The following is a 17,919-nucleotide window of genomic DNA, read 5'->3' as shown; positions in this document are numbered from 1 at the left end:
TAAAAGGAAAGCCCCCTGCCGTTTGGCAGGGGGCTTTCCTTTTATGCGGTTTCTTCAGGTCCACCTCATCGCCGTAGATGAAGCGTAGATAAGGCGTAGATGAAGCATGTTTAAAGCGTGAACTGATCAGGCATATCCATCTATCAATACTTCGTATAGCTTTACTTTCAGGTCTTCCAGCGACACATCCTGGGTGAGTACCCCGTCGATCGCATAAGATACCGTCCCTCTTTCTTCAGAAACAATGATCGCCAGGTTATCGCTATGCTCCGTAATGCCCACCGCCGACCGGTGACGCAGCCCTATACGGGTAGGAAGGTTAGGATTCTCAGATACCGGCAGGATCACTTTGGCCGCCAGGATCTTATTGCCCACAATGATCAGCGCCCCATCATGCAGGGGACTGTGTTTCTCAAAAATGCTTTCAATGAGTTTCGCACTCACGTTTCCATCAATAGGAATACTGGATGCGGAATCAAATTTCAAACGGTAGGTGGTGGCAATTACCATCAAAGCCCCGGTAAAGGTGCTCTGCATCCGGCTTACCGCCACAATAATTTCATTAATGATGTTTTCTTCTTCCTTATAACTCTTAAACTTATCAGGCAGGAACAATTTGGTTAAAAAACTGTCCTTGCTCAGCGGCGTTTTCTTGCCCAGCACCAGCAGGAACTTCCTGATCTCCGGTTGGAAAATGATGATGATCGCAATGATACCAACATTGATAAAGTTTTGCAGGATAATGGTGAGAATAGGCATCTTTAACGCCCTCACCAGGAAATACGCAGCATATACCATTAACAGGCCTACGAAAATATTAAAAGCAAGACTTCCCTTTAATAAACGATACAACTGAATGATCAAAAAAATTACAATCAGCAGGTCCAGCAGATCCAGCCATCGAAACTCAACTCCATAAAATTCTATTACTTCCTTCATAGTTGTAAAAATAGCAAGATTAAATTATCCATTCATTTTCTCCGTAATCCTTACCGCTTCCACAGCGGCTTTTACATCGTGTACCCTTAATATATGCGTGCCCTGTTGCAAGGCAATGGTGTTTAATACGGTAGTGCCGTTCAAGGCATCGGCCGGGGTTATGTTCAGCAGTTTATAGATCATCGACTTACGGGAAATGCCCGTCAGCACAGGTACCCCAAGTATATCATGAAACAGGCGCAGGTGTTTCAGGAGGGCATAGTTATGATCAATTGTCTTTCCAAAACCAAATCCCGGGTCAGCAATAAAGTCCTTTATACCTGCGGCACGGCAGGTCGCCAGCTTTTCCTTCAGGTAATCGAGCACTTCGGAAACCACATCGTTGTACTGCGGATTTTTTTGCATGGTGGCAGGCTTGCCTTGCATGTGCATCGCAATATAAGGCACCTGCAGCTGACCAACAACCGGAATCATCTCCGCATCCATATCCCCGGCGCTTACATCATTGATAATAGCCGCGCCGGCATGTACCGCTTTCTCCGCCACCGCAGCGTACCAGGTATCTACAGATATAATTGCGGAAGGATATTTATTCAGAATGGCATGTATCGCCGGAAGTAGCCGGTGAATCTCTTCTTCCGGTCCCACCATCTCCGCACCGGGGCGGGTACTCTGTGCGCCCAGATCCAGTATGGCAGCCCCTTCCTCCAGGTGTTGCTTCGCTTTCTCCATCACCTGGTGCAGCTCATGCATGCGGTTGCCTTCATAAAAAGAATCGGTGGTAACATTAATAATACCCATTACAGCAGGGGTAGCCAGGGATAACAATTGCCCCCTGCAATTTATTACCGGTGAAGACATTGTTGTTACGGGGACATGGTCTGGTTTCATTTGAATGCGTTAAGAAGTTAGCATGCAGGCTCTTGCTCCTGAATTTTCACATAGTTCCGGCCTTTTACCCGAAATTCTTTATTTTGCCTGCAAATCTAAGAAGGAAAATCAATCATTGCCGAATTTAGGAATTTAGAAGTTCAATTTCAGAAATAGATTTGGCGCGCCGTCAACTCACTTTCAGATACGCTCATCAATTTCCCGGGAAGGTAAACCCTGATTGTTCTTATCTTCACGGATCACTTAACCATTAAACTATTTTATGAAGATTATCCTTAACCTGTTACGTATAATCGTTGGGGTGTTATTCATTTTCTCAGGTCTGATTAAAGCCAATGATCCGTTAGGACTCAGCTATAAAATGGAGGAGTTTTTCGAGGTATTGCACCTTACCTTCCTTTCTCCCTATTCCCTGGCATTTTCTATTATCATGAATGCCTTCGAAATTATTGCCGGCGTAGCAGTGCTCATCGGCTACCGCATGCGGGTCTTTTCTGTACTGCTGTTGCTGCTCATAATATTCTTTACCTTCCTTACAGGCTATGCACTGTTCAGCGGTACCATCCGTGAATGCGGCTGTTTCGGCGACTGTATCAAACTCACCGCTGAGGAAACCTTCTGGAAAGATGTGATCCTGCTGGTGATGATCCTCGTGATCTTCTTTTACCGGAACACCATACAGCCACTCTTTAAAGGAGCCGGCGCGGTACTGTTGCTCTCGGCCTTATTCGCCTTTGGTATCCAGCGGTATACTTTAAAACACCTTCCGCTCTTCGATTGCCTGCCGTATAAAGTAGGTAATAATATTCCGGAGAAGATGAAACTGCCGCCGGGCGCTACGCCAGACGTGTATGAGATGATCTTCATTTATGAAAAGGATGGGCAGAAGAAAGAATTTACTGCCGACAACTACCCGTGGTCAGACAGTACCTGGAAGTTTGTGGACCGTAAAGATAAACTGGTGAAGAAAGGAAATGCAGAACCGGCCATCAAGGATTTCATTCTCACCGATCTCGATGGGGTGAACCAAACGGAAGCCATCCTGTCTGAAACCAAACCGGTATATCTCTTCCTGGTATTGAATACTCAAAAGGCCGGCAGCGGATGGGACGAAAAAATAAAAGCCCTGCAACAGCAATGGAAAAACCAGCAGGTAGTTATATATGGAGTAACCGCTTCCACCAAAGAAGAAATTGCTGCCTTCAAACAACAACATGGCCTGGAGTTTCCATTTGTGCAGATGGATGGCGTAGCCATTAAAACCGCCGGCAGAAGTAACCCTGCACTGATCCTGCTGAACAAAGGTACCATTAAAGGGAAATGGCACTATAACGATATACCATAATAATATATGCTTCGTTTTCTGCTTCGTAAAACCGGATACGGATTGCTGGTACTGCTCGGCGTAGTGGTGCTGGTGTTCTTCCTGTTCAATGTGCTGCCCGGCGATCCGGCGCGGCTTACATTGGGGCAGCGGGCCGACGTGGCCTCCCTGGAAAACGTGCGCCGGGAACTGCATCTCGACCAGCCGGTGGGGACGCAGTTCCTCTATTACCTGAACGACCTGCTGCCGGTTGGGGTTCATACCCAACAGGAAGCGGATGAAAATCTCCGCTATCTAACGGTGGCGCATATATCAAACAATAAACTCCTGGTGCTGAAAGCACCCTATCTCCGCCGCTCTTACCAGGGAAAAAAACAGGTGTGGGATATTTTAACGGAGGCATTGCCGGGTACGTTGCTGCTGGCCATAGCTGCGATGGTGTTTGCCACCATCACCGGCATCGCCCTGGGCGTATTATCGGCGGTAAAGCAAAATACCTGGATGGATACTGGTGCAGTATTCGCCAGTGTGGCGGGTATTTCCGCCCCTTCATTTTTTGCCGGCATCGTGCTGGCTTATCTTTTTGGCTTTGTACTCAGCGATTATACTGGCCTGCACATGTCCGGCAACCTGTTTGATGTGGATCCGTTCAAAGGCAGGGTGCTTAACCTGCGCAACCTGGTGCTGCCGGCCATTACCCTTGGTATCCGCCCGCTGGCCATCATCGTGCAGCTCACCCGCAGCGCCATGCTGGATGTATTGCACCAGGATTATATCCGCACGGCCTACGCCAAAGGCCTTTCCCGCTCCGCAGTGATCTGGCGGCACGCATTGCCCAACGCCCTCAACCCGGTGATCACCGCCATCACCGGCTGGTTCGCTGAACTGCTGGCAGGCGCCTTCTTCGTGGAATACATCTTCGGCTGGAAAGGCATCGGCAAAGTAACCGTGGAGGCGCTGGATAAATTCGACTTCCCCGTGGTAATGGGAGCCATCCTCTTTACGGCCGGCATCTTCGTGATCGTCAACCTGCTGGCCGACCTGCTCTATACGCTCATCGACCCGCGGATCAAACTCGACTAACGCGGATTTTGTCTTTCTCGCTGATTACGCTGATTATACTGATTTCGGGGATTTTGTCTTTTGGATTTTTTAGATTATAAAAGCGGATATCTCCACTTATCTCCTTAATCCTTTATAAAATCAAAAAAACAAAATCCCCGAAATCAGTATAATCAGCGTAATCAGCGAGAAAGACAAAATTCGCAAAAAAATATCGGCATCTTTGTAACATCTTCTTTTTACAGTCGTCTTCTTTCAAAACGCACTATTCTGCATGTCATTAGATCGATTCCTTACCCAGGTAGTTCCAGTCAGGCCAAAGCTTTACCGCTTTGCGTTCCGCCTGCTGGGCAACGAGGAAGACGCGCAGGATATCACCCAGGATGCCCTAATGAAAGTTTGGGACATGCAGGAGAAGATGGCGGAACTGCAAAACATGGAGGCCTGGTGCATGCGCATCACCCGGAACCTGGCCCTGGATAAAATCAAAGCCAGGAAATACCGGATGTCTGATGAACTGGACAGGGCAGGAGAGCTGCCGGCAACGCAGCAGAAAAGTCCCCATGCGGTAACAGAACAGAACGATGTAATGGAAAAAGTGCATGTGGCTATCAACGCCCTGCCGGAAAAGTACCGCACCATCCTTCAACTGAGGGATATCGACGGGCATTCCTACCAGGAAATCGCCGACATACTCGATATAGACATGAACGACGTTAAAGTGAATTTGCACCGTGCCCGTAAAACGGTACGCGAGAAACTACAAAACCTGCAGGTATATGGATTATAAAGAAATCACTGTATTGGTGGAAAAGTACTGGGAAGGAGAAACTTCCCTCGAAGAGGAAGCGGTGTTGCGGGATTTTTTCAGTACGCCACATTCAGCCCTGCCGGAAGTATTGCAGGAAGCAGCGCCCTTGTTCGGGTATTTTCACCGGGAGGCGGAAAAAGTATGGGAAGCGCCGCCGGTAAAAGTGGTGAAGCTGTCGCCCTGGCGGCATTGGATGAAGTATGCGGCCGTGATCATGGTGGCGGTAGGCATCGGTTATGCGCTCAAACAGCACCAGCAGCGTGAACAACAGGTATTGGTAGCCCTGGAGCAGCAGGAACTGAACGATCCGCAGAAAGCGCTGGACGAAACCAAAAGGGCTTTACAGCTGCTGGCTAAAAACCTGCACAAAGGCACCTCAAAGATGCAGCAGCTGTCTTATTTCAATGAAGCTACTGCTGTGGTAGAAGGCAAGGAAGACTAACGGCCATTTTAAAACCTGATATAAATTTAGAAAGATGAAACGATTCTTGTTATTACTATTGGCAGTCTTTGCCAGTTTTCACCTCTTCGCGCAGCAGGGAAGCGTCATAGAACGGTTTTTCCAGAAGTACGAGAACGATCGCAGTTTCACGGTGATCACTATCACACCCAAGATGTTCAGCATGTTCGCCAAAGTAGATGCCGGCGATGCAGATGCCAAAAACATGATGAAGGTGATCCAGAAACTGAAAGGACTCCGTATCCTTACAAAGGAAACCACGAAAGATGGTCCCCGGTTATACAAAGAGGCCGCGGCCTTCCTGGGCAGCGACTTTGAAGAGCTGATGACAGTACGCGACAAAGACAGCGACCTGAAGTTCCTCGTCAAAGAAGATGCGAAAGGAAATATCAATGAACTGGTCATGCTCGTAGGCAGTTCCGATCAGTTCCTGGCCATGAGCCTCGTAGGCACCATGGACCTCAATGAAATATCACAGATCGCCAACGGCGTGAATATCCAGGGAATGGATAAACTAAAAAATGTGAAGAAGAAATAACTTTTAAAAACCACCCCCATGAAATCATTACTCATTGCCGCCAGTTGTATCGTGTTGTCTGCCACTGCTGTAAAGGCCCAGGATAAATGCCTGCGGGAGTTCCGTAACAAGTACAGGGGAAGCGCGGAAACACATACCATCAGCTTTGGCAATTTCGCTATGCGGCTTGGAAGTCTATGCTTGTCGTTTGATAGTGAAGATGCAGATGCCCAGACAATGAAACATGCGCTTAAAAATGTGCGCAAAGTAAAGATGTACACCATTTCCAATGTGAAAGGCGGCACGGTGAGCAACGACGATATCGCTGATCTGAAAAGTAACCTGCAGCGGAATGAAAATTTTGATTTGCTGATGGAAGTGAGGGAAAAGGGAAGCCTGATCCATATACTCAACAAAGGGAAAGACGATGAACTGGGTAATGTGGTGATGCTGGTGCAGGACGAAAATGACTTTTTGATCGTCAACCTCCAAACCACCCTGAAAATGAGCGATATCAACGAACTGATTCACCAGTTTGCCTCCAACTGATACCTACCGGATCATCACTTCCTTTACAATGTTCTCCCCGAGCATTTCATTCACCAGCTTGATGATCTTATCTTTCGAATAAGTTAGTTCCTGTTTTAGCGGCGCCACCGTAGTTGTAACGATCAGTGTATGATCGATCAGCTGGATGCTTTGTGTGTAGCGGGCAATAGTTTTACCCATCAGTTTCTCCCAGTTTTCCTGGATGCGTACTTCCGTGAGACGGGGTTTCATCCTGCTCTTATTCATAAATTCCCGGAGCGCATCTCCGATACTGGTGGTTCCATGACGCATGGTGCGAAGCTAGTGATTTTTTGGTTCTCTGTGACGGGCTTTTAGCTTTTGGTGATCAACTTTACGGAGGAAAGCTAAAAGCTATATTGTTATCAGCTGTATGGCTTCGCCGGTGCCTGCAAATGCCTGTTGCAGGCGCCCTGCGTGTGTATCGGTAATGAACACCTGGCCGTAATTATCGCTGGCTACCAGGGCAATGAGGCGGCTCACCCTTTCCTGGTCAAGCTTTTCGAATATATCATCCAGCAACAGGAGCGGAGGAAATTTTTTATGCTGACGGATCACTTCAAACTGCGCCAGCTTCAGGGCAAACAAAAAGCTTTTGCGCTGCCCCTGTGAAGCGCTGTTTTTCATCAGGTGGCCGTTCAGCAAAAAAAGGAGGTCGTCGCGGTGAATACCTGTAGTAGTGCGCTGTAACTGCATGTCGCGGTATCTGGACTGGTGCAGCTGCACCGCGTAATCTTCTTCCTGCAGGGTGCACTGGTACTGGATATTTACCACTTCGTGGGTGCCGGCAATATAATCGTACAGGCGCTGTACCTGCGGAATAAAGGTTTGCAGAAAGGCTTTCCGGGTTTCGTACACCGGTACGCCATGCATTACCAGCTGCAGATCGAATACATCCAGCAGGCTGTCCTGGTTCTGCCCGGTAGCGGCCATATTTTTCAGGAGCGTGTTCCGCTGTAATAATATTTTCTGGTAGATGATGAGGTGGTCGAGGTACTCGGGATACAGCTGGGAGAGGAGACTATCCAGCCATTTACGCCTTTCCTCGCTGCCTCCCAGGATGATGTCCGCGTCGTCCGGGGCGATCATGACGGCTGGAAACTGCCCGATGTGCCGGGAAAAGCGGTCGTACCGGTCGTCGTTAAGACTCACCTCTTTCCGGCCATCTTTGAGGGTACAGACGATTTTTTCTTCCTGGTTATTTTTTTCAAGATAGCCCTCCAGCCGGAAGCCGTTGGTCAGGTACTGGGTATTCTGACTTTCGCTGCTGGTAAAATAGCTGCGGGTGAAGCAAAGGTAGTAGATGGCGTCCAGCAGGTTTGTTTTGCCGGCACCGTTGCGGCCGGTGATGCCCACGATCCTGTGCCCGAAGGAAAAGGTCGCCTGGCTGTAGTTTTTGAACTGGACGAGTAATATTTTATTTATATAAAGCAAAGAAAAAGATTATTCGTAAATAATAATATGCGAAAATTATCAATTGTATAAGTGATAAAAAACCGCTCTAATGGGAACTTCCCTGTGATTCCCGTGCAAATAAATGCAAAACTGTTTGAAATTGATGAAATTGCATAATTTAATGGGAATTAGAATTGATATTTATATTTTACGATTTTCCTGTTATATTTGCGAACAAATTTAGAAAGAGTGCAAACTAAAACAGACGTGAAGACGAAATTCACCAAAGAGACATATCTGTACTGGTATGAATTGATGCTTTTGCTGCGCCGCTTTGAAGAAAAGACAGGCCAATTGTACGGGATGCAAAAAATCCGTGGCTTTTGTCATTTGTACATAGGACAGGAAGCAATTGCTGCTGGTGCGATGACAGCTACCAAGCCGGAGGATAAATTCATCACGGCCTACCGCGATCATGCACTGGCAATTGCAAAAGGAATTTCCGCTAAAGCTTGTATGGCTGAACTGTATGGTAAAGCAACCGGTTGTTCGAAAGGAAAGGGAGGCAGCATGCACTTTTTCTCCAAAGAACATGGCTTCTTCGGTGGCCACGGTATTGTTGGAGCTCAGATAGGTACAGGTGCCGGACTGGCACTTGCAGAGCAGTACAAAGGAACAGACAACGTCGTGTTGTGTTTCTTTGGTGATGGCGCTGCCCGTCAGGGTATCCTCCATGAAACCTTTAACATGGCCATGACCTGGAAGCTCCCTGTGATTTTCATTTGTGAAAATAACATGTACGCCATGGGTACTTCTGTAGAACGTACCTCCAACGTATTGGATATCTATAAGTTGGCGGATGCTTACGAAATGCCGGCCGATTCTATCGATGGTATGAGCTGCGAAGCAGTACACGATGGTATCGAAAGAGCGGTGAAACGCGGTCGTGAAAACGGCGGTCCAACCCTCCTGGAAATCAAAACATACCGTTACCGTGGTCACTCTATGAGTGATCCCGCTAAATACCGCACAAAAGAAGAACTCGAAGAATACAAGGAGAAAGATCCGATCAACGAAGTACTGAGAGTTATTCAGAAAAATAAATGGGCTACCGAAGCAGAAATTGAAGCAATCAACGAACGCGTAAAAGTGGAAGTTGAAGAGTGTGTAACATTCGCAGAAGAATCTCCGTGGCCAGCCGATGATGAATTGCTGAAAGACGTTTACGTTCAGGAAGATTATCCATTCATCGTTGACTAATGTATTTAGCTATCTGCCTTAAGCCTTTAGTAAATGTAGCAAAGCTGCATCTGCTAAAGGCTTAAAGCCTAAAGCTAAACCCTATATTTAATAACCAAGCAATCACAATTACACCTTACAATGGCAGAAACTAAAGATAAAGCCACCGTGCCTCAACCTACAAAAGATTTTGACCTGGAGAAATCCATGCACAAGGCGGAAGATTTCTTCTATAAAAACAAAAATGTTATTTCTATAGCCGTATTGGCTGTAGTAGTAGTGGTAGGCGGTTTCTTCGCTTATAACCGTTTTGTAAAACAGCCTAATGAAAATAAAGCACAGGAAATGATTTTTCATGCGCAAAACTACTTCGCGGTAGATTCATTCAAACTGGCACTGAACGGCGACGGTAATAACTACGGTTTCATCCAGGTAGCAGATAAATACGGCAGCACCAAAGCCGGCAACCTCGCTAAATACAGCGCGGGCGTTTGCTACATCCGTTTGGGCGAATACCAGAAAGGTATCGACATGCTGAAATCTTTTAGTTCAAATGATCTGCTGCTGCAACCCACTGCCTACGGTTTGATCGGCGACGCTTACATGGAGCTGAATAAAGCTGAAGAAGGTATTGAATCCTACAAGAAAGCAGGTCACTATAACGATAATGAACTGACTGCCCCCGTATACCTGTTCCGTGCGGGCCAGGCCCTGGAAAGAGCTGGTAAGGCGCAGGAAGCAATCGCTATCTATCAGGAAATCAAAAAGAATTTTCCTACCACCAACGAAGGTCGTGAAATGGATAAATACCTGGCAAGACTGGGAGATGTAAAGAACTAGCTATTAGCAGTTAGCTGTTAGTTTTTAGCTGACAGCTAACTGCCAACAGCCCAAAGCTATAGAATATGTCCGAGCACAATAAGAGCTTATTAAATGACGCTGGCATTCTCAACCTGGAGGATGCCAGTGTTGTTATGGTGTATACCGAATGGAATGATGCCATCGTGAATGAACTGGTAAACGGCTGCGAAAAGGCCCTCAAACAGTATAACATCACCAAATCAGAAAAAATAATTGTACCTGGCGCTTTCGAACTACCTTACGCCTGTAAGCAATACTGGGAAACCACCAAAGGCACCGGCAAGCAGCCTGGCGCTATTATTGCTTTCGGTTGCGTGATCCGTGGCGAAACACCTCATTTCGATTATGTGTGTAAAGCCGTAACAGAAGGTGTCCTTCAACTGAACCTTCAGTTACCCGTTCCTGTTATATTTGGAATTCTGACGGTAGATAACGAACAGCAGGCGCAGGACAGACTCGGCGGGGCCCATGGCCATAAAGGGGAAGAAGCTGCCATTACTGCACTGAAAATGATTGCATTGCAAAGAAAGTTAGCTAAGAGCTAAGGGCTAATCGCTAAAAGCTATAGAGATGAATGTACAGTTATTTATACCGTGTTTTGTAGATCAGCTGTTTCCTGAAACCGCCTTCAATATGGTGAAGGTACTCGAGAAACTGGGATGTAATGTAATGTATAACACGGAACAAACCTGTTGTGGTCAGCCGGCCTACAATGCCGGGTACCAGGATGAATGCCGTACCGTAGCTACCAAGTTTGTAAAGGACTTTAAAACCTTCGACTACATCGTTGCTCCCAGCGGTTCCTGTACCGGTTTTGTAAGAAACTACTATGGCAAATTGTTCGATAATTCAGCCGCACATAATGATGTGAAACTGCTGAAGAAAAACCTCTTCGAATTTACCGAATTCCTTACCGACGTATTGCATGTAACAGACCTGGGAGCTACCCTCAACGGCGTAGCCACCTATCACGATGCATGCGGCGCACTGCGGGAATGCCATATCAAAGAAGGCCCCCGCAAACTGCTGGAAAAAGTAAAAGGACTGGAGCTGAAAGAGATGAACGACGCCGAAGTATGCTGCGGATTTGGCGGTACTTTCTCCGTTAAGTTTGAACCCATTTCTATGGGAATGGGCGAACAGAAAGTAAACAACGCCGTTGCCAGCGGAGCCGATTACCTGATCTCCACCGACCTTTCCTGCCTCATGCACCTGGATGGTTATATCCGTAAACACGGTACCAACATCAAAGTGATGCACATTGCAGATGTATTGGCCAGCGGCTGGTAATTCCAACTATCTGATTACGAAAATTAATTGCTATATGAATTATTGGTTGGTGAAATCTGAGCCATTTAAATATTCCTGGGATCAGTTTGTAAAAGATAAGATCACCTTTTGGGATGGTGTGCGCAACTACCAGGCGCGCAACAACCTCCGGGGCATGAAAAAAGGCGACCAGGTACTGTTCTATCACAGCAATGAAGGGATGGAAATAGTAGGCCTGGCCACTGTTGCCAAAGAAGCTTACCAGGATCCCACTACACCCGATCCAAACTGGGTGGTGGTAGATCTTAAACCATTAAAGCCATTTAAAAAGGCCGTGACGCTGGCACAAATGAAAACTGAAAAAAGATTAGCCAACCTGTCGCTTATCCGCCAGGGCCGCTTATCCGTGTGTGATGTGAAGCCCGAAGAGTTTGAGGCGATCATGGAAATGGGTGGTATGAAGAAGTAGGTACTTACCAGAGATATGAACGGCGAAGGTTATCTTTCTTATGGAAGATAACCTTCGCCGTTTATGGAATTCGTGAAAGATGTTCATCATAGAGAAAATTCCAGCTCATGAAACATCCCTTCATATTAGCCCTTTGCGCAGCAGTGGCCCTATTACCGGCCTGCCGCAACCATAGCGCGCCGGTTGCAACTGAATTCAAACAAACGGAAGCCAACATGACTGCCGCCGCAGTAGCCAGCGACGAGCTTCCCCTGTCTGAAAGCGAAGCTGATCAGGCACCTGCCTTACCCATCTCTCAAAAAATAATAAAAAATGCGGTGCTCCGATTTTCCACTTCCGACTTTGAAGCCTGTAAAAAACGTATAGCCGATACAGTTAAAAAGTACGGTGGCTACATTGCCAGTGAAAAACAGGAAAATACCAGTATGCAATGGCGGAATGAGGTAGCCATAAAAGTGCCGGCGGCCGCTTTTGAACAATGCGTGGAAAGCCTCACCGGCGGCGCCTCCCGGGTAGATGAAAAAAGTATTACCTCCACTGATGTAACGGAGGAATATGTTGACCTCGACGCGCGCATGAAAGCACGGCTGGCAGTAGAACAGCGTTATGTGCAGATCCTGCAGCAGGCGAAGAATGTAAAAGAAATACTGGAAGTGGAGGCACAGCTGAAAGGCATCCGTGAAGAAATAGAATCCGCAAAGGGCCGGTTGCAGTACATGGACCATCATGTGGCGTACAGCAATATCAGCCTGGAGTATTACCAGACGTTTGCCAATACAGATCCGCAGTCGCCGGGATTCCTGCAACGCTCGTGGTTGTCGTTTAAAGATGGCTGGAACGGGCTTTTATCTTTTGCTTTGGGTATATTGAGTGCATGGCCTTTGATTGTTGGTATTGTTTTTATTTTTATTTTTATAAAAAGAGGAATAGGGAGATGGAAATCCCGTAAAACCCCGGCTAACGTAAACCTATAAACGAATTCACATGAAACCAAGATTGGTGGTGCTGACCGGAGCCGGCATCAGCGCAGAAAGTGGCCTCCGGACTTTCAGAGACACGGATGGATTATGGGAGGGCTATGATGTGTATGAAGTGGCTTCTCCGCAAGGCTGGGAGAAGAATCCCGCCCTGGTACAGGACTTTTACAATGGCCGCCGGCAGGATGTGAAGGCGGCGCTTCCCAATGCTGCACACACAGGCCTGGCAAAGCTGGAAGAAAAGTATGATGTGCGGATCATTACCCAGAATATTGACGACCTCCATGAAAGAGGAGGTTCTACTACGGTACTACACCTGCACGGGGAAATTTTCAAGATGCGCAGCGTGAATAACGAAGCGCTGATCTATGATATCCGGGAGGATATTAAAATGGGCGACCTCGCAGAAGACGGCGGACAGCTGCGCCCGCACATCGTTTGGTTTGGCGAGGCGGTGCCTATGATTGAAAAGGCTGCGCGGGAAGTATGGGAGGCCGATGTGTTTGTGGTGGTGGGAACATCCCTGCAGGTATATCCCGCCGCCAGCCTGTTGCAGTATGTAAAACCGGACGTGCCGGTGTATATCATCGACCGGAAAATTCCCGAAGTAGGAAAAGCGGATAACCTGCACCTGATTGAAAAGCCCGCTACAGAAGGCGTGCTGGAATTATTAAGTATCCTGTAAAAATAAAAAACCTCCCCACTTCAGGGGAGGTATCACAAGTCCTTGTGCCCGGTTAGAGTCCATCATAGGAAAAAAATAACTTTGCGCTTATTCAAAGCTTTCTTCAAATCTGATATCATACTCCTCTAATTCTTTTAGAACGGGGTTATATATTTCCGGCATTACCGGTATTTGTAGTCCTGTTAATGTTACCTTATCCTGGAGAATCATTTTGGCCATGATGCCGAGCGGAAGTCCCACTGTTTTAGCCATTGCGGTATGTATGCTGTCTTCGCCCTGAACAATCATGTAACTGTGCATCCTGGTGGCCATGTTGCGGCGTTCAAACTCAATCTCGTGCATCATTACGATCATGTCTTTATCGGCGGGCTCCATTTTAAGTTTGTTTTCCACCAGGAACTGGAGAACGCCTGCGTTGGTTTGCTCCCCTAAATTTATGACTTCTGTATTTAATAATCCCAGGAATTTTAACTGGCGGATCACTTTGGACTTGGTGCTAACGCCCAGGAACTGGGCCATATTCTCTTCTGGGGTACCTGTTCCTTCTTTAACGGATGTAGTGGCCCACTCAGTATACGTAAGTTTATCCGTGGCAATCTTATGACCGTCGTCTGTCAGGCCCAGCTTCATCAGGGCGTTCCAGCCTTCGCAGAAGTCGGGATACCGGAGGGTGGCGCGCATAAAAGTGGCCAGTTCTTCCAGCTTATACGCCTGCATATATCCCAGTGAGTCACGGTTGGGGTAAAAGGCCAGTTTACCAAAGCCGGGTACCTGGATCGTTTTGGTATGATCAAACAGTTGTTCGTAGCTAAGTTCCTTTACCTTTCCTTTTTCTTTGTAGGTAGCGCCGGAAACGCCTGCCATTACAATGTTCCGGGCATTCCAGGATACCTTGTACTGCCAGGGATTATCGTTGCTGTCGGGGGAGATAAGGCCCCCGCAGTAGGATTTAAAAGAGAAGATCTGTCCGCCTTTCTTTTCGATGGAATGAATGAGTTTCATGGCCGACATGTGATCGATACCGGGGTCCAGTCCCATTTCATACATGAAGAGCAACCCTGCTTTTTCAATTTCGGGTTGCAGTTGCCGTACTTCTTCGTCGATATAGGAAGCGGTGAGGAGGTTCTTTTTTTCAGTAAGACAATCTTTGGCCACTAAAATGTGCAGGGTGGCGGGTAACAGGGAGATGACAAGATCGGTATCCCGGATGAGTTGTTGTCTGGCCGCGCTGTCTTTAATATCGAGTGCAGCGGGGGTAGCATAATATGATTTTCCTGTTTTGGATTTGATGAGCGAAAGATCATGATCGGCTACAGTGATATGCCATTTTTGCCTCGGTGCATTTGCCAACAGATAGTCGATCAAACTGGTGGCCGATTTACCGGCTCCAAACAACAGTATGTTCTTCATAGTCTTCTTTAGAAAAGTGATTAAGAATCAGGGGAATAACAGCACTTTTTATACTAATGTTCGAATTTTTAAGCAAATTCGGATTTGTTCTTATTATATATATGTTTTCCGTTGATTCGAACAATTGATTATCAGCCTCTTAGAAACAAATACTTTGCCAATATTTATATTCTAATATATTAATGCGTCTTAACATATTGCAATTAAATCAAAATCAGGGTTGTTTTACTATAACACAAATGCTATATAAATGGTTGTCATTCATTGTGTAAATCAATCATATATCGATATTGCAATATAAGCGTTAATCCCTATGGCGTTTTTTATTCACATTCTTTGATTTTTAGGCCGGAATAAGGGCTGAAATGGCTATATTTGCCTTTATCTGTTTTACGCAGAAAAAACTGTAAATCAACACACAAAATGACAGAGCATACGGAAAATCATCAGGAAGGGAGAATTGTCCAGATAAATATCGAGGAGCAAATGAAAACGGCCTACATAGATTATTCTATGTCCGTGATCGTGGGCCGTGCCTTGCCCGATGTGAGAGATGGTCTGAAGCCTGTGCACCGGCGCGTTTTATTCGGAATGAATGAACTCGGCAACCACAGTAACAAGGCCTACAAGAAATCAGCGCGTATTGTGGGTGAGGTAATGGGTAAGTATCACCCGCACGGTGATGCTTCCATTTACGACACCATTGTACGACTGGCGCAACCCTGGAGCATGCGTTATCCCATGGTGGACGGACAGGGTAACTTCGGTTCGGTAGATGGCGATATGCCGGCTGCTATGCGTTACACGGAGATCCGCCTGCAGAAGATCGCAGAAGCCATGCTGGAAGACATTGAAAAGGAAACGGTGGACTTTACCAACAACTTCGATGACACGCTCGAAGAACCTACGGTACTGCCTACCCGCATTCCCAACCTGCTGGTGAATGGCGCTTCCGGTATCGCGGTAGGGATGGCCACCAACATTATGCCCCACAACCTCAGCGAAGTAGTGGATGGCGCTATCGCTTACATTGAAAACAGAGAGATCACTATAGAAGAGCTGATCAAACACATTAAAGCACCGGATTTCCCGACAGGGGGTGTTATTTATGGTTTTGAAGGCGTTAAACAGGGTTTTGAAACCGGCAGGGGTAGAGTAGTGGTAAGAGGTAAAATTACCTCCGAAACCGCTAAAAACGGCCGTGAAAAGCTGGTGATTTACGAACTGCCTTACCAGATCAATAAGGCAGTACTGCACCAGAAAATTGCACAGCTGGTAAATGACAAGATTATTGAAGGCATCTCCGATGTACGTGACGAAAGTGACCGTGAAGGTATGCGCCTGGTAATTGATCTGAAAAGAGAAGCGATCTCCAATGTAATCATCAACCAGTTATTTAAATATTCCGAACTGCAAACATCTTACGGTATCAATAACGTGGCGCTGGTAAAAGGCCGTCCGCGTATCCTGAACCTGAAAGATATGATCGGGGAGTTCATCGACTTCCGTCATGAAGTAGTGGTGAGAAGAACCCGCTTCGACCTGCGTAAAGCAGAAGAAAAAGCGCATATCCTCGCCGGTTACCTGATCGCACTGGATCACCTGGACCAGGTGATTGCACTGATCCGCGCCGCCGCTACACCTGATATTGCGAGGGAAGGGCTGATGACGGAATTCGGATTGTCTGAATTACAGTCGAAAGCTATACTGGAACTGCGTTTACAACGTCTGACCGGTATGGAACGCGATAAGATCCGCGCTGAATACGACGACATCATGAAACTGATCACTTACCTGAAAGAAGTATTGGCTGATGAATCTTTACGTATGAAGATCATCCGCGAAGAACTGGAAGAAGTGAAGAAGAAATTTGGTGACGAACGTAAGACAGAAATCCAGTATCTCGCCAGTGAAATGAGGATAGAAGATATCATCGCAGAAGAAGATGTGGTGATCACCATTTCCCACCTGGGATATATCAAGCGTACTTCTGCCTACGATTACCGTCAGCAGAAACGCGGAGGCCGTGGCGCCATCGGCGGTAAAACCCGTGATGAAGATTATATCGAGCACCTGTTCGTGGCCTCTACGCACCATACCATGCTGTTTTTCACGGAAAAAGGCCGCTGCTACTGGCTGAAGGTCTATGAAATTCCGGACGGGGAAAAGAGCGGTAAAGGCCGTGCCATCCAGAACATGATCCAGCTCCCGGTTGATGATAAGATCCGCGCGATCATCGATATTAAAGACCTGAGTGATAAAGATTTTATCAATAACCATTATATTGTACTTTGTACCAAGAAGGGTATCATCAAGAAGACGATGGTGGAAGAGTTCTCCCGTCCGCGTCAGAACGGTGTGAATGCCATTACCATCAATGAAGGCGATGAACTGCTGGAAGCCAAACTGACTACCGGTGACAGCCAGATCATGATGGCCATCCAGAGCGGCCGCGCTATCAGATTCCCAGAAGCTACGGTACGCGACACCGGTCGTGGCGCCATCGGGGTAAGAGGTATTGAGGTAGACAGCGACAACGACGAGGTGGTTGGTATGGTTTGTGTTAATAAGGAAGATGAACAGAAAACCATCCTGGTGGTTTCTGAGAAAGGATTCGGTAAACGTACCAACATCGAGGAATACCGTATTACCAACCGTGGTGGTAAAGGTGTGAAAACCATTAACATCACAGAAAAAACCGGTAACCTGATAGCTGTTCTTGATGTTACGGAGAAACATGACCTGATGATCACCTGTAAGTCCGGTATCACCATCCGCATGGCCGTTGCAGATATCCGCGAAGCCGGCCGCGCCACACAGGGTGTACGCCTGATCCGCCTGGATGACAACGACGAAATTGCGGCTGTAGCACGACTGGATGAACAGGAAGAAGAAGTTATACTACTGGAAGAAGGCGAAGAAGGTAGCGAAACGCCCGCTGTAGCAAGTGATGAAACACCTGAAGCAGGTGAAAATGACAATACACCGGAAGGAACCGACGGTGAAGCTACTGACACTACAGAAGAATAAATAAAATTATAGC

Annotated in this window: 19 protein-coding genes; 14 read left to right on the top strand and 5 right to left on the bottom strand. The window is 47.0% G+C overall.

The features are described 5' to 3' along the window. Nucleotides 1-126: 126 nt before the first annotated feature. On the bottom strand, nt 127-939 hold the full coding sequence (locus AB6805_RS29985; RefSeq protein ID WP_370913125.1) for a diadenylate cyclase: 813 nt from the start codon (nt 937-939) through the stop codon (nt 127-129). A 24-nt stretch (nt 940-963) separates the two neighbouring features. Then, nucleotides 964-1,830: a dihydropteroate synthase gene (gene folP, locus AB6805_RS29980; protein WP_370913124.1), complete on the bottom strand. Its 867-nt coding sequence runs from the start codon at nt 1,828-1,830 to the stop codon at nt 964-966. Nucleotides 1,831-2,092: 262 nt separating this feature from the next. Between folP and AB6805_RS29975 the strand changes: the two genes are divergently transcribed. The 6 genes from AB6805_RS29975 to AB6805_RS29950 all read left to right on the top strand — a co-directional run bounded on the left by AB6805_RS29975 (nt 2,093) and on the right by AB6805_RS29950 (nt 6,553). Beyond that, nucleotides 2,093-3,175 carry a BT_3928 family protein gene (locus AB6805_RS29975; RefSeq protein WP_370913123.1) on the top strand — a complete coding sequence of 361 codons (1,083 nt, stop codon included), beginning with the start codon at nt 2,093-2,095 and terminating at the stop codon, nt 3,173-3,175. A gap of 6 nt (nt 3,176-3,181) precedes the next feature. Further along, nucleotides 3,182-4,237, top strand: a complete 1,056-nt coding sequence (locus tag AB6805_RS29970; RefSeq protein ID WP_370913122.1) for an ABC transporter permease — start codon at nt 3,182-3,184, stop codon at nt 4,235-4,237. Between the two features lie 253 nt (nt 4,238-4,490). Further along, nucleotides 4,491-5,006, top strand: coding sequence for an RNA polymerase sigma factor (locus AB6805_RS29965; RefSeq protein ID WP_370913121.1), 516 nt, complete (start codon nt 4,491-4,493; stop codon nt 5,004-5,006). Beyond that, complete coding sequence (locus tag AB6805_RS29960; protein ID WP_370913120.1) at nt 4,996-5,469, top strand: hypothetical protein; 474 nt, start codon at nt 4,996-4,998, stop codon at nt 5,467-5,469. The genes AB6805_RS29965 and AB6805_RS29960 overlap by 11 nt, the downstream gene beginning before the upstream one ends. A 34-nt stretch (nt 5,470-5,503) precedes the next feature. Next, nucleotides 5,504-6,025, top strand: a complete 522-nt coding sequence (locus AB6805_RS29955; protein WP_370913119.1) for a DUF4252 domain-containing protein — start codon at nt 5,504-5,506, stop codon at nt 6,023-6,025. 18 nt (nt 6,026-6,043) lie between these two features. Next, nucleotides 6,044-6,553, top strand: coding sequence for a DUF4252 domain-containing protein (locus AB6805_RS29950; RefSeq protein WP_370913118.1), 510 nt, complete (start codon nt 6,044-6,046; stop codon nt 6,551-6,553). A gap of 3 nt (nt 6,554-6,556) precedes the next feature. On the opposite strand, the gene AB6805_RS29945 is transcribed toward AB6805_RS29950, so the two are convergent. After that, a complete protein-coding gene (locus AB6805_RS29945; protein ID WP_370913117.1) occupies nt 6,557-6,844 on the bottom strand; it encodes a DUF721 domain-containing protein in 288 nt (95 codons plus the stop codon). A gap of 81 nt (nt 6,845-6,925) precedes the next feature. Then, nucleotides 6,926-8,005 carry a DNA replication/repair protein RecF gene (locus AB6805_RS29940; RefSeq protein ID WP_370913116.1) on the bottom strand — a complete coding sequence of 360 codons (1,080 nt, stop codon included), beginning with the start codon at nt 8,003-8,005 and terminating at the stop codon, nt 6,926-6,928. A gap of 228 nt (nt 8,006-8,233) precedes the next feature. Here AB6805_RS29940 and pdhA point away from each other — a divergent pair, with 228 nt between their 5' ends. The 7 genes from pdhA to AB6805_RS29905 all read left to right on the top strand — a co-directional run bounded on the left by pdhA (nt 8,234) and on the right by AB6805_RS29905 (nt 13,466). Continuing rightward, nucleotides 8,234-9,226, top strand: a complete 993-nt coding sequence (gene pdhA, locus AB6805_RS29935; protein WP_370913115.1) for a pyruvate dehydrogenase (acetyl-transferring) E1 component subunit alpha — start codon at nt 8,234-8,236, stop codon at nt 9,224-9,226. A 120-nt stretch (nt 9,227-9,346) separates the two neighbouring features. Continuing rightward, nucleotides 9,347-10,045, top strand: coding sequence for a tol-pal system YbgF family protein (locus tag AB6805_RS29930; protein WP_370913114.1), 699 nt, complete (start codon nt 9,347-9,349; stop codon nt 10,043-10,045). 65 nt (nt 10,046-10,110) lie between these two features. Further along, a complete protein-coding gene (ribH, locus tag AB6805_RS29925) occupies nt 10,111-10,611 on the top strand; it encodes a 6,7-dimethyl-8-ribityllumazine synthase (protein WP_370913113.1) in 501 nt (166 codons plus the stop codon). Between the two features lie 25 nt (nt 10,612-10,636). Next, nucleotides 10,637-11,356, top strand: coding sequence for a (Fe-S)-binding protein (locus AB6805_RS29920; RefSeq protein ID WP_370913112.1), 720 nt, complete (start codon nt 10,637-10,639; stop codon nt 11,354-11,356). Nucleotides 11,357-11,390: 34 nt separating this feature from the next. Further along, a complete protein-coding gene (locus AB6805_RS29915; RefSeq protein ID WP_370913111.1) occupies nt 11,391-11,804 on the top strand; it encodes an EVE domain-containing protein in 414 nt (137 codons plus the stop codon). Nucleotides 11,805-11,911: 107 nt separating this feature from the next. Continuing rightward, nucleotides 11,912-12,778: a DUF4349 domain-containing protein gene (locus AB6805_RS29910; RefSeq protein ID WP_370913110.1), complete on the top strand. Its 867-nt coding sequence runs from the start codon at nt 11,912-11,914 to the stop codon at nt 12,776-12,778. 10 nt (nt 12,779-12,788) lie between these two features. Continuing rightward, on the top strand, nt 12,789-13,466 hold the full coding sequence (locus AB6805_RS29905) for an NAD-dependent deacylase (protein ID WP_370913109.1): 678 nt from the start codon (nt 12,789-12,791) through the stop codon (nt 13,464-13,466). Nucleotides 13,467-13,553: 87 nt separating this feature from the next. Here AB6805_RS29905 and AB6805_RS29900 read toward each other — a convergent pair whose 3' ends face one another. Next, complete coding sequence (locus tag AB6805_RS29900; protein ID WP_370913108.1) at nt 13,554-14,876, bottom strand: saccharopine dehydrogenase C-terminal domain-containing protein; 1,323 nt, start codon at nt 14,874-14,876, stop codon at nt 13,554-13,556. Nucleotides 14,877-15,299: 423 nt separating this feature from the next. Between AB6805_RS29900 and gyrA the strand changes: the two genes are divergently transcribed. Beyond that, nucleotides 15,300-17,906, top strand: a complete 2,607-nt coding sequence (gyrA, locus tag AB6805_RS29895; protein WP_370913107.1) for a DNA gyrase subunit A — start codon at nt 15,300-15,302, stop codon at nt 17,904-17,906. The last annotated feature ends 13 nt before the right edge of the window (nt 17,907-17,919 follow it).

Source organism: Chitinophaga sp. RCC_12, assembly GCF_041360695.1.
Classification (GTDB): domain Bacteria; phylum Bacteroidota; class Bacteroidia; order Chitinophagales; family Chitinophagaceae; genus Chitinophaga.
This window is presented reverse-complemented; position numbering and strand designations above follow the sequence as displayed.

What these genes read in the sequence shown, in the direction of transcription:
- AB6805_RS29945 (WP_370913117.1), bottom strand. Translation starts at nt 6,844, where the DNA reads ATGCGTCATGGAACCACCAGTATCGGAGATGCGCTCCGGGAATTTATG.
- folP (WP_370913124.1), bottom strand. Translation starts at nt 1,830, where the DNA reads ATGAAACCAGACCATGTCCCCGTAACAACAATGTCTTCACCGGTAATA.
- AB6805_RS29965 (WP_370913121.1), top strand. Translation starts at nt 4,491, where the DNA reads ATGTCATTAGATCGATTCCTTACCCAGGTAGTTCCAGTCAGGCCAAAG.
- AB6805_RS29960 (WP_370913120.1), top strand. Translation starts at nt 4,996, where the DNA reads ATGGATTATAAAGAAATCACTGTATTGGTGGAAAAGTACTGGGAAGGA.
- AB6805_RS29975 (WP_370913123.1), top strand. Translation starts at nt 2,093, where the DNA reads ATGAAGATTATCCTTAACCTGTTACGTATAATCGTTGGGGTGTTATTC.
- AB6805_RS29910 (WP_370913110.1), top strand. Translation starts at nt 11,912, where the DNA reads ATGAAACATCCCTTCATATTAGCCCTTTGCGCAGCAGTGGCCCTATTA.
- gyrA (WP_370913107.1), top strand. Translation starts at nt 15,300, where the DNA reads ATGACAGAGCATACGGAAAATCATCAGGAAGGGAGAATTGTCCAGATA.
- AB6805_RS29950 (WP_370913118.1), top strand. Translation starts at nt 6,044, where the DNA reads ATGAAATCATTACTCATTGCCGCCAGTTGTATCGTGTTGTCTGCCACT.
- AB6805_RS29905 (WP_370913109.1), top strand. Translation starts at nt 12,789, where the DNA reads ATGAAACCAAGATTGGTGGTGCTGACCGGAGCCGGCATCAGCGCAGAA.
- AB6805_RS29985 (WP_370913125.1), bottom strand. Translation starts at nt 939, where the DNA reads ATGAAGGAAGTAATAGAATTTTATGGAGTTGAGTTTCGATGGCTGGAT.
- AB6805_RS29920 (WP_370913112.1), top strand. Translation starts at nt 10,637, where the DNA reads ATGAATGTACAGTTATTTATACCGTGTTTTGTAGATCAGCTGTTTCCT.
- AB6805_RS29930 (WP_370913114.1), top strand. Translation starts at nt 9,347, where the DNA reads ATGGCAGAAACTAAAGATAAAGCCACCGTGCCTCAACCTACAAAAGAT.
- ribH (WP_370913113.1), top strand. Translation starts at nt 10,111, where the DNA reads ATGTCCGAGCACAATAAGAGCTTATTAAATGACGCTGGCATTCTCAAC.
- AB6805_RS29900 (WP_370913108.1), bottom strand. Translation starts at nt 14,876, where the DNA reads ATGAAGAACATACTGTTGTTTGGAGCCGGTAAATCGGCCACCAGTTTG.
- AB6805_RS29955 (WP_370913119.1), top strand. Translation starts at nt 5,504, where the DNA reads ATGAAACGATTCTTGTTATTACTATTGGCAGTCTTTGCCAGTTTTCAC.
- AB6805_RS29915 (WP_370913111.1), top strand. Translation starts at nt 11,391, where the DNA reads ATGAATTATTGGTTGGTGAAATCTGAGCCATTTAAATATTCCTGGGAT.
- AB6805_RS29970 (WP_370913122.1), top strand. Translation starts at nt 3,182, where the DNA reads ATGCTTCGTTTTCTGCTTCGTAAAACCGGATACGGATTGCTGGTACTG.